General features: G+C 68.2%; 15 protein-coding genes. 5 read left to right on the top strand and 10 right to left on the bottom strand.

The window, feature by feature from the left end:
• Nucleotides 1-51 precede the first annotated feature (51 nt).
• Nucleotides 52-1,134 carry an FHA domain-containing protein gene (locus ML01_RS10460; protein ID WP_058555341.1) on the top strand — a complete coding sequence of 361 codons (1,083 nt, stop codon included), beginning with the start codon at nucleotides 52-54 and terminating at the stop codon, nucleotides 1,132-1,134.
• A 196-nt stretch (nucleotides 1,135-1,330) separates the two neighbouring features.
• On the opposite strand, the gene trpE is transcribed toward ML01_RS10460, so the two are convergent.
• From trpE to ML01_RS10475, 3 genes are all read right to left on the bottom strand, one after another.
• On the bottom strand, nucleotides 1,331-2,827 hold the full coding sequence (gene trpE, locus ML01_RS10465; RefSeq protein WP_058555342.1) for an anthranilate synthase component I: 1,497 nt from the start codon (nucleotides 2,825-2,827) through the stop codon (nucleotides 1,331-1,333).
• 199 nt (nucleotides 2,828-3,026) lie between these two features.
• Nucleotides 3,027-3,713: a phosphoglycolate phosphatase gene (locus ML01_RS10470; protein WP_058555343.1), complete on the bottom strand. Its 687-nt coding sequence runs from the start codon at nucleotides 3,711-3,713 to the stop codon at nucleotides 3,027-3,029.
• Nucleotides 3,714-4,867: 1,154 nt separating this feature from the next.
• Nucleotides 4,868-6,496 carry a cation:proton antiporter family protein gene (locus ML01_RS10475; protein WP_058555344.1) on the bottom strand — a complete coding sequence of 543 codons (1,629 nt, stop codon included), beginning with the start codon at nucleotides 6,494-6,496 and terminating at the stop codon, nucleotides 4,868-4,870.
• A 345-nt stretch (nucleotides 6,497-6,841) separates the two neighbouring features.
• On the opposite strand from ML01_RS10475, the gene fusA reads away from it, so the two are divergent.
• A complete protein-coding gene (fusA, locus tag ML01_RS10480; protein WP_058555345.1) occupies nucleotides 6,842-8,890 on the top strand; it encodes an elongation factor G in 2,049 nt (682 codons plus the stop codon).
• A 91-nt stretch (nucleotides 8,891-8,981) separates the two neighbouring features.
• Nucleotides 8,982-10,634, top strand: a complete 1,653-nt coding sequence (locus tag ML01_RS10485; RefSeq protein ID WP_058555346.1) for a cation:proton antiporter — start codon at nucleotides 8,982-8,984, stop codon at nucleotides 10,632-10,634.
• A gap of 135 nt (nucleotides 10,635-10,769) precedes the next feature.
• Here ML01_RS10485 and ML01_RS10490 read toward each other — a convergent pair whose 3' ends face one another.
• The 5 genes from ML01_RS10490 to ML01_RS10510 form a co-directional block, all read right to left on the bottom strand.
• Complete coding sequence (locus ML01_RS10490) at nucleotides 10,770-11,744, bottom strand: universal stress protein (protein WP_058555347.1); 975 nt, start codon at nucleotides 11,742-11,744, stop codon at nucleotides 10,770-10,772.
• Between the two features lie 123 nt (nucleotides 11,745-11,867).
• Nucleotides 11,868-12,212 (bottom strand): hypothetical protein, encoded by a 345-nt coding sequence (locus tag ML01_RS10495; RefSeq protein WP_058555348.1) that lies wholly within the window; start codon nucleotides 12,210-12,212, stop codon nucleotides 11,868-11,870.
• 189 nt (nucleotides 12,213-12,401) lie between these two features.
• The gene (locus tag ML01_RS10500; RefSeq protein WP_058555349.1) at nucleotides 12,402-12,821 is read right to left on the bottom strand and encodes a hypothetical protein; all 420 of its coding nucleotides are present in this window, start codon (nucleotides 12,819-12,821) and stop codon (nucleotides 12,402-12,404) included.
• Between the two features lie 170 nt (nucleotides 12,822-12,991).
• Nucleotides 12,992-13,924, bottom strand: coding sequence for a PDZ domain-containing protein (locus ML01_RS10505; RefSeq protein ID WP_058555350.1), 933 nt, complete (start codon nucleotides 13,922-13,924; stop codon nucleotides 12,992-12,994).
• A gap of 219 nt (nucleotides 13,925-14,143) precedes the next feature.
• Entirely contained in the window at nucleotides 14,144-14,719 is a 576-nt protein-coding gene (locus ML01_RS10510; RefSeq protein WP_058555351.1) for a DNA-3-methyladenine glycosylase I, read from the bottom strand.
• A 330-nt stretch (nucleotides 14,720-15,049) separates the two neighbouring features.
• Between ML01_RS10510 and ML01_RS10515 the strand changes: the two genes are divergently transcribed.
• Complete coding sequence (locus tag ML01_RS10515; RefSeq protein WP_058555352.1) at nucleotides 15,050-15,298, top strand: type II toxin-antitoxin system Phd/YefM family antitoxin; 249 nt, start codon at nucleotides 15,050-15,052, stop codon at nucleotides 15,296-15,298.
• A gap of 206 nt (nucleotides 15,299-15,504) precedes the next feature.
• On the opposite strand, the gene ML01_RS10520 is transcribed toward ML01_RS10515, so the two are convergent.
• Nucleotides 15,505-16,002, bottom strand: a complete 498-nt coding sequence (locus ML01_RS10520; protein ID WP_058555353.1) for a hypothetical protein — start codon at nucleotides 16,000-16,002, stop codon at nucleotides 15,505-15,507.
• A gap of 106 nt (nucleotides 16,003-16,108) precedes the next feature.
• Between ML01_RS10520 and ML01_RS10525 the strand changes: the two genes are divergently transcribed.
• On the top strand, nucleotides 16,109-17,035 hold the full coding sequence (locus tag ML01_RS10525) for a hypothetical protein (RefSeq protein WP_058555354.1): 927 nt from the start codon (nucleotides 16,109-16,111) through the stop codon (nucleotides 17,033-17,035).
• A gap of 299 nt (nucleotides 17,036-17,334) precedes the next feature.
• Here the strand turns inward: ML01_RS10525 and ML01_RS10530 are convergent, their stop codons facing one another.
• The gene (locus ML01_RS10530; protein ID WP_058555355.1) at nucleotides 17,335-17,910 is read right to left on the bottom strand and encodes a Uma2 family endonuclease; all 576 of its coding nucleotides are present in this window, start codon (nucleotides 17,908-17,910) and stop codon (nucleotides 17,335-17,337) included.
• Nucleotides 17,911-17,921 lie beyond the last annotated feature (11 nt).

Raw genomic sequence — 17,921 nt, forward strand, 5'->3', positions numbered from 1 at the left:
AGGCGCATGACCGAGGCGCGGCGGCGTTGGCCTGAGCCGGGATGCACTGGGATGCCCTCGCTGATCTACAGGCCCGGTACTCCCCATGAGCGACGCTTCGAGCTCGGCATCGGCCTGAACAGCGTCGGGCGCAACCGCGACAACCAGGTGTGGCTGAACCGGGCCGACGTGTCGCGCCGCCACGCCGAGATCGCCGTGACGCCCGAGCGGGTCCTGCTGAAGGATCTTGGCAGCAGCAATCACTGTTACGTGAACGACCGCAAGGTCAAGCTCGTTGAGCTCGCGGACGGCGACGAAGTGCGCTTCAGCAGCGTCAGGCTGCGCTTCCAGGCGGAGGACAATCCGGATTCCAGCGCTGCTCGGCGCGAGAGCGCCGGCGATGCCGTCGCGTCGGTTGCCGCGGTCAGCTCGGTGCGGGAACGCGCCCGTGCCGCCCCGCTGGATGGCGCCGAGTCCAAGGCGCCGGCGGCAAGCATGTCAGCCGGCAGCGCCGCGCCGGAGTCGCTGTTGCGAGAGCCCGCGAGCTGGACCGGCGATCGGCGCCTGCTGCGGCTCAAGCTCCTGCTGGAGGCGGCAAATCGCCTGGCGGAGCCTTCCGGTGTGGCGGTCCGCATGGGCAAGGCACTGGATCTGGTGATGCAGTTCCTGGACGTGGACCAGGCCGCGGTGCTTGAACAGGGGCCGGCCGGTGCAACCCAGGCGACGCCGCCAGTGCGCGTATTGGCGGTCCGATCGCGGGTCGGCGATGCCGGGGGCGATGGCGCTGTGTTCCATGATCCGGCGCTCGTGGCCGCGAGCATTGCGCAGGGGCGACCGGAGGTCCGAGTCCACGAACCCCTCGATGTCGCCCTCGGCGTGCATGTGGCGTGCGCGGTGCCGCTTGGCCCGGCGGCTGCCGATGCGGTCCTGTACGTTGACAGCCCAAGCGCGCCGACGCGCTACGCCGACGCGGACATCGAGCTGATTGCGGACCTGGCGGCCCAGTTCGGTATCGCGCTCGCCAACGCGCGGGCGCTCGATGCGCTGCGGGCCGACGACGGGGACCTCGCCGGCTTCGACGCGATCGAGTCCGGTCCGTCATCGGCCGAGCCGCCGCCGGTTTCGATCGTGGACGGCTCATCCGATCTGAGCTGAAGGCACGACGGCTGTAACGGCATCAGGAATCGGTCAAGAACAAACTGATACCCCTCCCGTCCCCCACGCTCACGTTCAGCCCCCGCTTCGTCGGGATCGGGATCGAAATCGGGATCGAAATCGAAACCCCGCCCCTAACCGCGTCACGCCCAAGCGCACATCACCACTGCGACTCCCCGCGGCGACCCTCCAGCCTTCAGTCCTCGCCAACGCAGGGATAGCGCTCGATGCCCGCCTCGGCCATGGCCACGGCGCGGAACACGGCGCGGCCCTTGTTCATGGTCTCCTGCCATTCCAGCTCCGGCACCGAGTCGGCAACGACGCCGGCCCCCGCCTGGATGTGCAGCGTGCCGTTCTGGATGACCGCGGTGCGGATCGCAATCGCCGTGTCCATGTTGCCGTTGAAGGCCAGATAACCGACGGCGCCGGAGTAGATGCCGCGCTTGACGGGCTCCAGCTCGTCGATGATCTCCATGGCGCGGATCTTCGGCGCGCCCGACACGGTGCCGGCCGGGAAGGTGGCCTTGAGTACGTCGATGGCGCTCATGCCGGGTGCGAGCTCGCCGACGACGTTGCTCACGATGTGCATCACGTGCGAGTAGCGCTCCACGATCATCCGGTCCGTGACGGAGACGCTGCCGGTCTTGGCGACGCGCCCGCAGTCGTTGCGGCCGAGATCAATGAGCATCAAGTGCTCGGCCAGCTCCTTCGGGTCCGCGAGCAGCTCCGCCTCCAGCGCCTTGTCCTCGTCTTCCGTGTAGCCGCGCCGGCGGGTGCCGGCGATGGGGCGCACCGTGACCACGCCGTCTTCGAGCCGGGTCAGGATCTCCGGCGAGGAGCCGACGATCTGAAACCCGTCCAGGTCCAGAAAGTACATGTACGGCGACGGGTTCAGCCCGCGCAGCGCCCGGTACAGGTCCAGCGGACGGGCCTGGAACGGGATGCTGAGCCGCTGCGACAGCACCACCTGCATGCAGTCGCCGGCGAGAATGTAGTCCTTGATGCGGCGGACGGCGGCCTCGAAGCCGGCTTGGCTGAACCCGGACACGAAGTCCGTCTCCCGCACCGAGCGCCCGCCCGCGAGCGGGTCCCGTGGCGCACCGCGCTGCATCTTCGCCACCAGCGCGTCGATGCGCGCCTGGCCCGTGGCGGTACTGTCGCCGGCCTCCGGGTCCAGGTGGACGATCATGTAGATGCGCCCGCGCAGGTTGTCGAAGACGACGACCTCTTCGGACAGCATCAATAGGATGTCCGGCGCGCCCATCTGGTCCGGGTTCGGGCAGTGCGCGAGCTTGGGCTCGATGTAGCGCACCGTGTCGTAGCCGAAATAGCCCACCAGCCCACCCGCGAAGCGCGGCATGTCCGGGTGCTCGGCGACGCGGTAGCGGGCCTGGAACTGCTCGATCCAGGCGAGCGGGTCGTCGGTTTCGGCCTCCTCCACGACGGCACCGTCGCGCTCGATGACCACGCGCTGCCCGTACACCTTGAGCACCGTGCGCGCCGGCAGGCCGATGATGGAATAGCGGCCCCACTTCTCGCCGCCCTGCACGGACTCGAAGAGATAGGAATAGCGCCCGGCGGCGAGCTTCAGATAGCAGCTAAGGGGGGTGTCGAGGTCGGCCAAGACCTCGCAGACGAAGGGGATGCGGTTGTGGCCCTGGCGCACCAGGGCGGCGAAGTTCTCAGGGGTCATGACAGGCACTCCAAAGGGTGCAGATCCGCGGGTACGAACGCAGGCTGAGAGCGTCAGCCCCGCCATCGCTTCCCGGGTTGCATCGCTCGCTTGGAGTGCGTCATCTGCTGCATGCTGAGCTCATCCGCGCTGGTGCGGGGCGGCGCTGCCCCGCGCGGGCGCCATCGTAGCGTCGTGCGCACTTGCGCGAAACCCGCAGTTAAGCCGCGTTTGCCACGAGCAGCCCGTCGAGCTCCGCAAGGGCGTCGATGACCGCGTCCGGCGCGGCCTCGCGGATGTCCTGTCCATGGTTGTAGCCATAGCTGACGCAGACCACCGGAAAGCCCGCGGCGCGCGCCGCCTTCACGTCGCTGATGGAGTCGCCGACCATCAGCGCCGCCGCCGGCGCCACGCCGAAGTGCTCGGCAGCATGCAGCAGCGGCAGCGGACTCGGCTTCTTCTCCGGCAGCGTGTCGCCGCTGATGATGACGCCGAACCGGTCCGCGACGCCCAGCGCCGCGAGCAGCGGCTCCGTGAAGCACGCGGCCTTGTTCGTCACGCAACCGAGCTTGAGCCCGCGGGCGGCCAGCGCATCGAGCCCCTCGCGCACGCCCGGATAGAGCCGCGAGCGCTCACCGTTGTGCGCCGCATACAGCGCCAGAAAGATCGGATAGGCGCGCTCGTAGTCGGCCGGCTCCGGCTCGCCGTCGAGCGCGCCGATCAGCGCGCGCTTCACCAGCCGCTCGACGCCGTTGCCGACCCAGTCGCGCACCGCCGCCTCGCCGCGCGGCGGGCGGTCCAGTGCCGCCATCATCGCATCGACGCTGCGGGTGAGGTCCGGGACGCTGTCCACCAGCGTGCCGTCCAGGTCGATCAGGACCATCTCTGGATCGAATGCGTGCGTCATGCGGTTGCTGCTCCGGGGGAGGTTTGGCCGGGGGGGGCAAGTTAGGCGAAGGGACGGCTAACGGTAGTCCACGCCCGTCGCCGGGGCAACCGTTCGATGGTGGTCACGCTGCCGTCGTGCGTCGCTCAGCGCCCGCGCCGCTGGGCGGACTGCGGCGAGAGCGCATAGAATTGAGGCAACTAGAATTGAGGCAACTAGAATCGAGGCAACTAGAATCGCGGAAACTAGAATCGCGCCAACTAGAATCGCGGCAACTAGAATCGCGCCAACCAGGGCCGGGATGGACCAAATTAATCTCTCCATCGAGGCGTTTCGGCAATACGCGGCAAAGCGTGTTCCGTCCCTCAGTCGCGCGTTGACTCATGCCTCGCCACGAAATCAATTCCGCGGTCATCAAATTCTGTGTCGTAAACCTGAAATCCATACATCGTGAGCTCGATTTATACAAAGTACTCAGCAAACGCTCCAAGTTGCTGCTTGTTCAGGGCGCTCCATTGAAATCTTGGCATAGCTTCGGCAATATCCGCCCGCGCAGGAAGTGTGTTGGCTAATTATGACCCATGACCGACACCGATCCTGTGCCAAGCCTCCTTGAACTCTGGAATGTCGGCCTTGATCATCGTACCGGCCGCGATGACCCTAGGTTCTGCTCGTGACACCGCTCCTGCGGTGTCACGCGCTCTTCGCGCTCTGCGCCCCGCGGGGTGTGACGGGGCGACGAGGTCGGCAGCGGCCGTGGGACAGCGATCGCGGCGTGTGGGCGCGGAGCGCCGGGAGGCGGTGACACCGCGGCAGCGGTGTCACCAGAGAGAGCCAGTCGTGTCTTGTTGTAGGCAATGATATCAATGCCCCTAGCGTTCCGTGCTGTTGGCATAACGTTCCAGCCCATCCGCGACAGCATATAGCATGCGTAGTCTATGCCGATGTTTCCTGTCACTTGCGGTTCTAGCTTCATGCGGTGGTTGGTTGGCAAACGCAGTGTCGTGGCTTCGCCTTAGACCGACGAGTCGTGCCCATTCGCTCTCGAAACCGACGCCCCGTCGAAACTCGACTCATCTGCAAGCATCTGGCGCCGTCAAGCAATCTCGGCCCGGGCGACCGCCGCGCGGCCCGTGTCGGTCAACCCCGCCGACCCCGCCGACGCGCCGACAGCGTCATGCCGAGGACGAGGACGCCCGGGCGGTGGGCTCGTCTGGCAGCAGTGTATCGTGCGAGAGCTCGGCACACACGTGCTGCGCCAAGCCGGCGCCGGCCTCGGCGTACAGGTTGAAGACCTGATGCACGCCGACGGCGCGCAGCGCCGCTTCGTCGTCCGGGAACTTCGCGATGGCGCCGATGCTGCCCGTGAAGCCCTCCTTTAGCAGATGCTCGGCGGCGAAGACGTTTTCCTCCGCTTGCGGCATCGCGAGCAGCACCAGCTTGATGTGGCCGTCGTCCAGATGCAGGCGGTGCCAGAAGTCGGCGTCGGTGGCCGACCCGAGCACGACGTTGCGTCCCGCTTGCTGCTGCCGGTCCACGTTGTCCGGGTCGGCGTCGATGCCGACGGGGTTGAGCCCCCGGTCGCGCTGCAAAAAGTCATAGGCGCCGATACCGACGCGGCCCATGCCGACGATCATCACGTCCGCATCGCCGGGGTCGATCTCCAGCTCGGCGTCGATGCGCCGGCGCCGCTCCTGGCGCCTGAGGCGGTTGCTGAACAGCTCGTAGATGACGTGGGAGCGGTCATTGAGCGGCGAGGCGATGACGAAGGACAGCGCCACAGTGATGGCGGCAATGGCGAGCCAGTCCGCCGTGAGCCAGCCGTTGCGCGTGGCCACGGCCGCGACGATGAGCCCGAACTCGCTGTAGTTGAACAGCGCCAGCGCACCGAGCAGCGCCGTGCGTGCGCGCAGCCGAAAGGCCAGCAGCAGTTGCTCGTACAGGAAGCCCTTCAGCAGCAGGAGCACGAGCAGCACCAGCACCACGGGCGCCATGTCCAGGCTCGGCATCGCCGTCAGGCCGATGCTGAGGAAGAAGCCCACCAGGAACAGGTCCTTGAGCCCGAGCAGGGCCTTCGATAGCTCGCCGGACTTCGGGTGCGAGGCCAGCATGACCCCGAGCAGCAGCGCACCCAGGTCGCCCTTCACGTCCACGAGCTTGAACAGCTCCGCCCCGCCAAGGCCCAGCGTCAGGCCGAACAACAGCAGCAGCTCGCCGTGCCCGGCGCGCTCGAAGAGCCAGTTCAGCACCGGCCGCGCGAACAGGAGCGCGAGCAGCAGCAGCGCCCAGGGCGACGGCACCTTGCCCGCCGAGAAGGCCAGGAACAGCACCGCCGCCAGGTCCTGCATGATCAGGATGCCGATGGCGATGGTGCCGTAGAGCGAGGTCATCTCACCCTTTTCCTCCAGCACCTTCACGGCGAACACAGTGCTTGAGAAGCTGAGCGCGAAGGCCAGCACCAGCGCCGCGCCGAGGTCGATGTCCGCCAGGTAGGGCAGGCCGAGCTGGGCCTCGGCAAGCAGCAGCGGCACGAACAGCGCCGCCACCGCGACCATGTGCAGCGAGGCGACGCCCCACACCTGCGGCGCCGCCAGGCTCTTCAGTTTCAGCTTGAGCCCGATGGTGAAGAGCAGCAGCGTGACGCCGAGCTCCGACAGTGCCTCGATGACTGGGCCCTCCTCGGCACCCAGGCCGTGCAGCACGAAGCCGGCCAGGAGATACCCCACGAGCGGCGGCAGCCCCTGCTGCTTGGCGATCAGGCCGGCGGCGAAGGCAATGGCGATCCAGGTGATGGCGTCGTACATCGACGGGGAAGCTCCTCAGCGGATAAGCACTAGCGAGGCAGAGCCTCAGACCGACGAGTCGTGCTCGTCGCTATCGAAATCGAAATCCAAATCGAAATCGAACCGATCCGGACAAGGGCCGAGGGCCGAGGGCCGATGAGCGCTCCCTTGGCCCTCGGCCCTCGGCCCTTCCCGAAGGCGCGGCCGACTTGACGCAAAGCAACGCAATGCACGGCCTGTGCCGATTACGCGGGGGCGCCGGGGTGCGTGACCGGATCGTTACGATATACTCGGCGCACGCGCGCTCCAGTTGCGGAGATCGTGCATCACCACTGCCGAAAACGCTCAACGATCAAGGGGCAATCCATGTCCGAATACAACGCGGAGGACGTCCGCAACGTCGCTCTCGTCGGCCAAGCCGGCGCCGGCAAGACCACGCTCGTGGAGGCCGTGCTCGCCGCCGCCGGGGCCATTCCGGCGCCCGGCAGCGTGGACAAGGGCACCGCGGTCTGCGACTGGGACGACATGGAGAAGGAGCTCAAGCACTCGCTTGACGTGGGCATCACGGGCTTCACGACCCACGGCAAGCATATCAACCTGCTGGACGCGCCCGGCTATGCGGACTTCCTCGGGCGGGCCCTGTCGGCGCTGAGCGCCGTGGAAACCTGCGCCATCGTCATCAATGCCGAGAACGGCATCGAGATGCAAACGCAGCGCATGTGGAAGGCGGCCGACCGGCGCAACCTGTGCCGCATGTTCATCGTCAACCGCATCGACGCGGACGGCGTGGACTTGGGCGAGCTCACCGCGCAGATCCGCCAGACCTTCGGCGCCGAGTGTCTGCCCATCAACCTGCCGGCTGATGGCGGCAAGCGCGTCATCGACGTCTTCTTCAACCCGGCAGGCGAGGGCGCGGATTTCTCCAGCATCGAAGAGGCCCATAGCCAGATCATCGACCAGGTCGTCGAGGTCGATGAGGCGCTGATGGAGGTCTACCTGGAGCAGGGCCAGGCGCTGAAACCCGAGCAGTTGCACGACGCCTTCGAGGCGGCCCTGCGCGAGGCGCACCTGGTGCCCATCTGCTTCTGCTCCGCCACCACCGGCGCCGGCATCCCGGAGCTGCTGCAGATCCTGACCCGGCTGATGCCGAACCCGGCCGAGGGCAACCCGCCCCCCTTCATGAAGGGCGATGGCGCGAACGTCACCCCCGTGACCGTGGCGCCGGACCCGACCAAGCACGCCATCGGGCACGTGTTTAAGGTGGTCAATGACCCATTCCGGGGCAAGATCGGCATCTTTCGCATCCATCAGGGGCGCATCACCACCAACAGCCAGCTCTTCATCGGCAATGCCCGCAAGCCATTCAAGGTGAATCATCTGTTCCGCGTGCACGGTTCGGAGCTGAACGAGGTGAACGAGGGCGTGCCCGGCGACATCCTCGCCGTCGCGCGGGTCGACGACATCCATTTCGACGCCGTGCTGCACGATAGCCACGACGAGGACCATTTCCATCTCTCCAGTATCGAGTGCCCGGTGCCGCTGTTCGGCCTCGCCGTCAACGTCGCCAAGCGCGGCGACGAGCAGAAGCTCACCGACGCGCTGCACAAGCTGGAGTCCGAAGACCCCTGTTTCCACGTCGAGCACAACGCATCCGCGAACGAGACCGTGATGCGCGGCATGGGCGAGCTGCACCTCAAGGTGCTGATGCGGCGCCTGTCGGAGCAGTTCCACGTCGACATCGAGACCCATCCGCCGAGCATCCCGTACCGCGAGACCATCACCGCCCCCGCCGAGGGGCATCACCGGCACAAGAAGCAGACCGGGGGTGCCGGGCAGTTCGGCGAGGTCTTCCTGCGGGTGGAGCCGCTGCCCTACGAGGGCGGCTTCGAGTTTGTCGATGCCACCGTCGGCGGCTCGATTCCGGGCCAGTTCCTGCCCTCCATCGAGAAGGGCGTGCGGATGGCGCTGAGCGAGGGCGCCGTGGCGGGCTATCCGCTCCAGGACGTCCGCGTCACGGTGTACGACGGCAAGTTCCACCCCGTGGACTCGAAGGACATCGCCTTCGTCACCGCGGGCAAGAAGGCCTTCCTCGAAGCCATCGACAAGGCCAAGCCGGCGGTCCTGGAGCCCATTGTCAAGATCCGCATCAGCGCGCAGGACAGTCACATGGGCGACCTCACCGGCGACCTGTCCGGGCGGCGCGGGCGCATCAGCGGCAGCGAGTCGAAGAGCCACGGGCGCATCGTCATCGAGGGCGAGGTGCCGCTCGCGGAGCTCACGAGCTACGAGTCCAGGCTCAAGTCCATCACCGGCGGCGAGGGCACCTACACCATCGAGCTCAGCCACTACCAGCCGGTGCCGGCCAACATCCAGAAGCAGCTCGCGGACGCCTACCAGCGGGCCGCCGACGACTGACGGCTGAGCCGCGGCCCCGCACGGGACGCAGCGCCCGTCCGGGCCGCATCCCGCGCAGCCCCGCAGCCCCGCATCGCAGCCCCGCATCCCCATGGAGCCCTTCGCGGAGCTGTCGCTGCTGTTGATCCTCGCCGCCTTTGCCGGCGTCGTCGCGGTGGGGCTGCGCCAGCCCGTGCTGATCGCCTACATCGTGATCGGCATCGGCGTCGGTCCGGCCGGCTTCGGGCTGGTGCAGGCGCACGACCAAATCGATGTGCTGGCGCAGATCGGCGTCGCGGTGCTGCTGTTCGTGGTCGGGCTCAAGCTTGATCTCACCCGGGTGCGCGACATCGGCCCGGTGGCGCTCGCCACGGGGCTTGGGCAGCTCGCCTTCACCATCGTGTTCGGCTTTCTGCTCATCCTCGCGCTGGGCAAGGGCTGGGTGGAGGCGTTCTACGTCGCCGTCGCGCTGACGTTTTCCAGCACCATCATCATCGTCAAGCTGCTGTCCGACAAGCGCGAGCTGGACGCCCTGCACGGGCGCATCGCGGTGGGCTTCCTGATCGTGCAGGACATCGCCGTGGTGCTGGCGATGATGGCGATGAGCACGCTCGGCGGCGAGGCCGGCGCCTCGGCGCTCGACGTGGCCGGCCTGCTGCTGCTGCGCGTCGGCGCCGCCGCTCTGCTCCTATTCGTGCTCATGCGCTGGGTGCTGCCCCGGCTGGTGCACTGGATCGCGCGCTCGCAGGAGCTGCTGCTGATCTTTGCCATCGCCTGGGGCACCGGGCTCGCCGCGCTCGGCGAGTGGGCCGGCTTCTCGCAGGAGGCGGGGGCCTTTCTTGCCGGCTTCTCGCTCGCCTCGACGGCCTACCGGGAGGCCATCAGCGCGCGGCTGACGGGCATCCGGGACTTTCTGCTGCTGTTCTTCTTCATCGACCTCGGCGCCAAGCTGGAGCTCTCCACGCTGGGTGCGGAGGTCTGGGCGGCCGTGATCCTGTCGCTGTTCGTGCTCATCGGCAATCCGCTCATCGTCATGGCCATCATGGGCTTCATGGGCTATCGCAAGCGCACCGGCTTCTTGGCCGGGCTCACGGTGGCGCAGATCAGCGAGTTCTCCATTGTGTTCGTGGCCATGGGCATCACCCTCGGGCACGTGGGGGTTGCGGCGCTCGGGCTGACGACCTTGGTGGGGCTCATCACCATCACGCTGTCCACGTACATGATCCTGTACTCGCAGCAGCTCTACCGGCTGCTGGCGCCCGTGCTCGGGGTCTTCGAGCGGCGCACGGCGTTTCGGGAGCTGAACGCCTCGCCAGACGACAACTCGTTGGCGGCGCCCGAGATCGTCGTGCTCGGGCTTGGCCGCTACGGGCTGCGGCTGGCCAAGCGGCTCGATGCCGCCGGGCTGCGGGTGCTCGGCGTCGATTGCGACCCGGACCTGATCCGGCGGCTCGGTACCGATGCGCTGCCGGTGCGCTTCGGGGATGGGCAGGACCCGGACTTTCTGGATGAGCTGCCGTTGGACCAGGCGCGCTGGGTCGTCAGCACCCTACCGGATGCGGGGGCCAACCAGGCGGTGCTGCACGCCCTGTTCGCGCGTGGCTTCCGCGGTGAGATCGCCGTTGCAGCCCGCGACGAGGGCCAAGCCAACGCGCTCTGGCATGCCGGGGCACCGGTCATCCTCTATCCGTTCCGCGATGCCGCGGACTTTGCGGCCGAGAACATCCGGGCGTCGATGCAGCCGACGGTGAAGGGTGAAGGGTGAAGGGTGAAGGGTGAAGGGTGAAGGGTGAAGGGTGAAGGGTGAAGGGTGAAGGGTGAAGGGTGAAGAGTGAAGAGTGAAGAGTGAAGAGTGAAGAGTGAAGGGAGCCCTCCTCGGCCCTTGGCCCTTGGCCCTTGACTAAAGGCCCACCGGGCTCGCGAATCCGCGCGGCTTCAGCGCCAGCACGGAGCAGTCGAGCCGTTGCAGGACGTTCTCCGCGGTATTACCGATGAGCAGCCCCGCGAGACCGGAGCGACCCACGGTGCCAAGCACGACGACGTCCGCCTCAACATCCGCGGCCACCGCCGGCAGGACCCGGTGCGGCGGCCCTTTCGGCAGATGGAGCACGGGCTTCAGCCAGCTCAGCGCCTCCGGCCCGATGCGATCGCCGAGGGCGTGCAGCGCTGCCTCCAGCGCGCTCCCGTGGCGGCGGCGCTCCGCGGCGACGTGGGCCTGGATCTGGTCGTCCGGCAGCGACAGCGCGCCGAGGCGCATCACGGACTCGGCGACGCTGTCCCAAGCGTGCACGACATGCAGCTCCGCAAACTCGGCCACGGCCAGCGAGGCGGCGATCTCAAGGATGCTCAGGCTCAGCTCCCGGCGCGTGCCGAGCTCGGCCTCGGGGTAGAGCTGCTCGACGTCGACGGCGGCGAGCACGCGGTGGAACCGCGGCTGCGGCGTCGGCCGCAGGAGCCAGACCGGGCAGGGACACTTGCGCAGCAGATGCATGTCGTCGCTGCCGAGCAGGCGATCCAGCATGCCGGTGTCGCCCGCGCACTTGATGACCAGATCGCGACCGTGGCCCAGCACGTCGCGGATGACGGCAAGGAACAGCTCGCCCGTCAGCACCAGCCGCTCGGCGTCGAGGTCCTCGGCTCGGTCGGCGATCAGCGCATCAAGGCGCGCCTTGGCCTTGTCCACGAGCGCCCGCTGCAGGCCCTCGCCGGTGACGTCGAGCCCCTCCAGGCTCAGCTCGGCCGGCAGTTGCTCGACGACGGCGGCGATGGTGAGGTGCGCCTGATTCGAGCGCGCGAGATCGAACGCGCGGGCCAAGGCGCAGTCGTCGTCCGCGTCGTTGCCGACCACGTAGAGGATGTTCTTGAAGCGCTTCATGGCATCGCCTTCGGCATGGCGGGCGCGTGTGGTGCAGCCCCGTCATGCCGATGCTAAGCCCGCACCTTCGCCGTGTCACCGGGGCCGCCCTGCTTAGGCCCGGGCTGCGGGTGCCCGGGCCCGTCAGGAGCAGGGATCGGTGCCCCAGTCCTCGTGGCCGCGGCCGGGCCAGCACTGCACCTGCTGGCCGACCCAGGTCAGCTCCCAGTCCGAGCCCTGCGGCTCGAACTCCAGCCGATGGCGCTGGCTGCGGACGGAGTCGTCCGGCAGGCCGATCTGGGTGAACAGCACGATCTGCTGCGTGGCGGTTTCCGACAGCAGCTCGACCTGCTCGGAGTAGTTGCCCTCCACCGGCTCGCTGATGCCGTAGAGCGCCTGGGCCAGCGCCAGCGGGTCGGCACCGACGGTGGTGCCTATGGGTGGCGGGATGTGCTCGAAGGCGGCGCGACCGGGGTCGGCGTCGAGCACGGTGCTGTCGGTCGGGGCGCTGCAGCCCGCGACAAGCAGGCAGAGACAGCCTGCAACAACAAGGCTGGCCGGGGGCAGGACGCCCCGAGGCCGGGAAGACATGGCATCAAACATGGCAGGACTCCGCGGGGTATTGGCCCGTGGATGATACAGGAGCCCCCCAGTCAGCCGTGCAGCCGCGCGCTGCGGTCATTGCGCCATGCTGTACTCGCTCTTGGAGCCGGTGAGGTCCCAGGCGAAGGTGCAGTCCAGGTGGGACAGCACGGAGATCAGCCCGCTCTCGCCGTCTTCGACCATCACGGCGACGGGGGCGCGCCGGCCGAACTGCTTGTTGCCGCGCTTGACCCAGAGGTGTCGCATCTCGGGATTGCGCGGAAAGTAGGTATGCAGCGCCTCTTCGATGCGCAGCAGGTAGGCGACCCGCCGGTCCACCGTCGTGTCGGCCGGAAAGGCCTCCTCTTCACGGAAGCGCGAGATGTTGCGCGCCTTCACGCTGTCAGGCAGTTGCAGGAGCCGGATCATGTCCCCGGCGGAGAGGTTCCAGCTTTCCAGCATGCTCATGACCTGGCGGGTCATGGCTTGGCGTTCTTCGACGGTGAGCTCCGACATCGGCGTTGACCTGAGGGTAAGGGGCGAGTGGTTTGGCCGTGGCTGCTGCCATGACAACTGCTAACCGGTCATGTGCAGGCGAAAACCTAGCATTCAACCCGGAAATTGGTGGCGCCCGGCGGGCGGCTCGCCGGGCGTCCGCGGGCGGTTTCGGGATGTCTCAAAGAGGCTCAGCCGTTCGGGTCGAGCCGCGTCGCGTCCAGGCCGATGCCAATGGGGCCGCGGGGCAGCCAGACCTCCATCCGCTGCCCGGCGCGGACCACGCTGACGGGCACCAGCTCGCCGCGGACGCCCGTGCTGGTGGCGGCGCGCAGGTCCTCGAAGTCGAGCACCGGCGTATCGCCGTAGCGCTCGATGACGTCGCCGGTCATGAGCCCGCTCTCCTCGCCGGCGGAGCCGGGCAGCACCGAGTCCACGGCGACGCGGTTCGGCTGGCCGGTGGCGAACAGGTAACGGTCGTAGGCGTCGCTGCCGACCTCGTCCTCGATGGACACCTGCTCCTCGTTCAGCCGCCCGATCTCCTCGCGATAGCGCGCGGTGCCGAGCCAGCCCTCGCGGGCGGCCTCGTCGCGCAGCTCGAGCCGCGCCAGCGCGACCTGTGAGCGCCGCCACAGCAGGTCGTCGGCCAGCTCCGGCGTCACGCCGGCGCGGAGCAGGGCGTCGCGCTGCTCGGCGGGCGTCGCCGGGCCGCGGCGCCGCGGCTCCGTTGCCGCTGTGCTGTCCCCCGCGGGCTCGCGCTGCTCCACCAGTGCGACGCGGTGGCGCAGCTCCGCCAGCTCCGCCTGCATGCGGCCCCAGCCGTTGCTCAGCTCTGAGATCCGCTCGGCGAGCTCGTCTGTGACCTCCGGTGACACGGCCGGGGTGGCCGGCGGCGGCGCGACCGGCGTCGGCTCGGGTGCGGGCGGCTCGGCCGGCGCCGGCGGCGCGGTCTCGACGCTCGCGATGTTGAGCGGCGGCTCGGCCGGCACCGCGGCGGTCGGTGCGGGCGCGGGCGGCGACTCGGGCGGGGGGCGGAGCACGTCGGAGAGCACCGTGGCGCCGGTCAGCAGACCGGCGAGGAAGGTGGCGGCGTAGGTGATGATCAGTCGGGTGCGTGGCTGCATGGGATGGGTCGGCTGTTGCAGTGGCGGGGCGTCGAGCGAAAGCTGTCGTTGTCAAATCGTTGTCATTGTTGCCGCTTTCGGCATCGGCGTAACCGAAATCAGGCGCCGGCGGCGGCCGCGCTGCGCGGTCGCGTTCGGTGCCGGGTTAGGCTGCCGGGGAAGCGCCATGTTCCGCAACCCCGGCCGGGCGTCGCGACCGACGCTGCGTCGCGGCGCGTGCTATCCAGCCGCGGCGCCGTGCCGAAAGCAGCCGGTCAGATGGTCATCGACCAGGCCCGCCGACTGCATCAGCGCGTAACAGATGGTGGGGCCGACGAACCTAAACCCGAGCCGCCTCAGCTCCCGGCTCATGGCCTGCGATGCCGGCGTTTCGGCGGGCACGTCCTCCAGGCGACCAAAGGCGTTGCGGCGCGGCACGCCATCGACGTGGCGCCAGAGCGTGTCCGCGAGCGTCGTGCCGGCGTCCCACAGCCGCAGCAGCGCCTGCGCATTGCCGATGGCCGCATCCACCTTGGCGCGGTTGCGGATGATGCCGGGGTCGGCGAGCAACCGGGCCTTGTCCGCATCGCCATAGGCCGCGATGCGCTCTGCGTCGAAGCCGTGGAAGGCGCTCCGATAGCCCTCGCGCCGGCGCAGCACCGTCAGCCAGCTCAGGCCCGCCTGGGCGCCCTCCAGGATCAGCAGCTCGAACAGTGCGCGCTCGTCGTGCAGCGGCACGCCCCACTCCGTGTCGTGGTAGGCGACATAGAGCGGGTCGGTGCCGCACCAAGGGCAGCGGGCGGGCTCGGTGCTCATGCGGCAGTCACCGCGGGGTGGAGGGGGCTTCGCATGCCGGTGCTCTGTCCGTGTCGTCGCTGTTGTCCGGGTCCATAGTATCCGGCTCTGAACGGCCGCGCCGGTCGGCTGGACAGGTTCAAGGCTGGCGACGTATCGCAGATACGGGCCGCTGCGTTGCCGATCCGACGGCGGTGCACTAGCCTCGGCGCATGTAGAACATCCCGCAAGGGCTCAGAGGCTGTGAAAAAACCGGCAGCCGAAAGAATCCGTCTCCGTAAGTCCCTGCTTTATAAATGGCAATTTTCTGAGATGCCGGCGAGAAAAGGATTTTTTCACAAACTCTCAGCCATGCAAGACGTTGTTTCCGTCCGCGAGGCCAACCAGCACCTCTCCCGCTATCTGGAGCGCGTCGAAGCCGGCGCCGAAGTCGTCATCACCCGCCGCGGCAAGCCCATCGCCCGGCTGTCGCCCATCGCCGCAACCACCGAGCTGTCGGACGCCCAGCGCGCCGCCCGCGAGCGGCTGCGCGCGCGCATCCAACGCGGCTACGCGCTCGGTGGCCTGCGCGCCAACCGCGACGAGCTCCACGAGCGCTGATGCCGATGCCGGATCGCTTCAGCATCGACACCAACATCCTGATCTACAGCGTCGATGCGGACGCCGGCGAGCGCCACGAGCAGGCCATGGCGTTGCGCGACGACTTGGCCGAGCGCCAGTGATTTTTGGACTACGAAACACACGAAACACGCGAAAAGCGGACGCAACTGCGATGGTTTCCGGCCTGTTCGCGCTTTTCGCCTGTTTCATAGTTCCTCTTTGGGGGCGCCGTGACGATCAAGAATCGGCGTCCGGCCGTGGGCCGCTGTCCCCGCGCGCGTTTTGCAGGTTCGCTTCCGCCTCTGCGATCCGGGGATGGCCTGGCGGCAAGGCCGCGCGAAAGATGGACAGCGCCTTCTCCAGATCGGCCAGCGCCTCCTCCCGGTGTCCCAGCCGGTGGGCTGGAGCTGGACGTTGACCACGGCGTCCGCCAGCGGGGACTCCAAGAGCCGCGCCCGGCGCTGCTGGCGCGGGGTGCGATCCTGGCGGAGCTGGGTCAGCAGCTTGTCGGCGTAGGCGCCCAAGGCGACGCCGTCCGGGTTGGTGGCGTCGGTGTCGAGCACGGCGTGGACCAGGGCATGGCCCTGGTCGGCCGCGGCCAGGGCCGCCGCTTGCAGCAGGTAAGTCTTGCCGCTGTGGGAGGCGCCGCGCAACTCGATGACGCGCTCGAAGGGCCGCGGCGCGCCGTCGTCGGCCCCGGGCAAGCGGCCGACCTGGCTCCGTATCGCCGCGGCTTGGCGGTACTGGACGCTTGACCGCGCGTTCCTCGCCGCCTAGGGTCGAACAGCGCCAACAACCGCAGGCTCCGCCATGCCCGACGACTTCGACAGCCCCTGGAAGGACATCCTGGACGGCTACTTCCCGGACTTCATGGTCTTCTTCTTCCCGGGTGCCGCCGCCGAGATCGACTGGTCGCGCGGCTTCGAGACGCTGGACAAGGAGCTGGCGCAGGTGGTGCAGGACGCGGAGCTGGGGCGGCGCTTCGCCGACAAGCTGCTGAAGGTCTACCTGATCGACGGCAGCGAGGAGTGGGTGCTGGTGCACATCGAGGTGCAGGGCTCGCAAGAGGCGGGCTTCGAGCGGCGCATGTTCGTCTACGCCTATCGGCTCTTCGACCGCTATGCGCGCGACATCGCGAGCCTGGCGGTGCTGGCCGACGCCGCGCCGGGCTGGCGCCCGCGCGGTTTCGAGGTGGGCCGCTGGGGCAGCCGGCTGGGCTTGAGCTTTCCGAGCGTGAAGCTGTTGGACTATGCCGGCCGGGAGGCGGCGCTCGAGGCCGACACCAACCCCTTTGCGACGGTCGTGCTCGCCCACCTTGCGGCGCAGGCGACGCGCGGCGATGCCCAGGGGCGCTATGCTCGCAAGCTGGCGCTGACGCGCAAGCTCTACGAGCGCGGCCTGACCAAGCAGCGCATCATCGACCTGTACCGCTTCATCGATTGGGCGCTGGCGCTGCCGGCGGACCTGGAGCTGCGCTACACCGATGCGATCTTCCAGATCGAGGAGGGCTTGAAAATGCCTTACATGAGCTTTGTCGAACGCCGCGGCGAGGCCCGCGGCAAGGTCGCGGGTGCCGGCCTGGTGGTGCGCGGACTACTGGAGCAGCGCTTCGGCCCGCTGCCTGAACCCATCCTCGATCGCCTGGATCAGGCCGATGCCGATCAGCTCGTCGCCTGGGGGCAGCGTGTGCTCGACGCCCGCACCCTGGATGAGGTCTTTGCCGGCGAGGATGGCTGACTCGCCGGAGTAGAGACCGGCATGGTCGCTCTCGAATTTGCAGCGACACCGCTCCGGCAATGTCACCCGGTCGACCTCGGGATCGCCGCGAATCGCGCGGCCCGGCGCGCTGACCGCCCTCAAGGCGCGGAGCGCCAAGCGATGTGTGACACCGCAGAGCGGTGTCACGAGCACGTCGTCCTCGATGCTGTCCGGCAGATTTCCCGGCGCCCCGATCGGGTCAGGGTCGCTCCGGGTCGTTGCCGCCGTTGGTGAGCACAGTCGCCGGCTGGCGCGATGAGGCCTGCGCGCAGTGAGTCTTAGAGCAGCGGCGCCAGGTCCAGCTCCACGTCCGGCAGCAGCACCGGCCGGATCAGACCGGGTGCTTTCAGCGGGAAACTTGTTGCGTAGCTGCCCTGTTGCGGTTGCGGATCGCGGTGGATGGTTACCGAGCGGCCGGCGATGTCGATGAGCCAGACCTCGGGGACGGCGAAGCGGGCGTAGAGGGGGAGCTTGCGGTCGCGGTCGTGGGCGAGGCTGGTGTCGGCGACCTCCACCAGGAGGAGGATGTCGTCCGGGTGCGGGTGCCGGGTCTCGTAGAAGTCGTCCCTGGGCTTGAGCAGGGCGATGTCCGGCTGCGGGGCGTTCAGGTCGCCGAGGATAATCGGATCTTGGGTGGAAACAATGGCACTGTCGCCGACACCGCGATGGAGGAGCTTGCTGACGCGTTTGGTACGGCTGGCGTGGGGTGGTCCGATGGGGGGCATGTCGATCAGTTCTCCGTCGATCAGCTCGATCCGTGCCTCGGGCTCGAACACGCCGATCTCGCCCATGCGGAAGAACTCTTCCACGGTGATCGCGTGACGTTGGGGGAGCAGGGGGGCGGTAGCTTGCATCGGTTTCGGTC

The organism is Thiohalocapsa sp. ML1, assembly GCF_001469165.1.
Lineage (GTDB): Bacteria > Pseudomonadota > Gammaproteobacteria > Chromatiales > Chromatiaceae > Thiohalocapsa.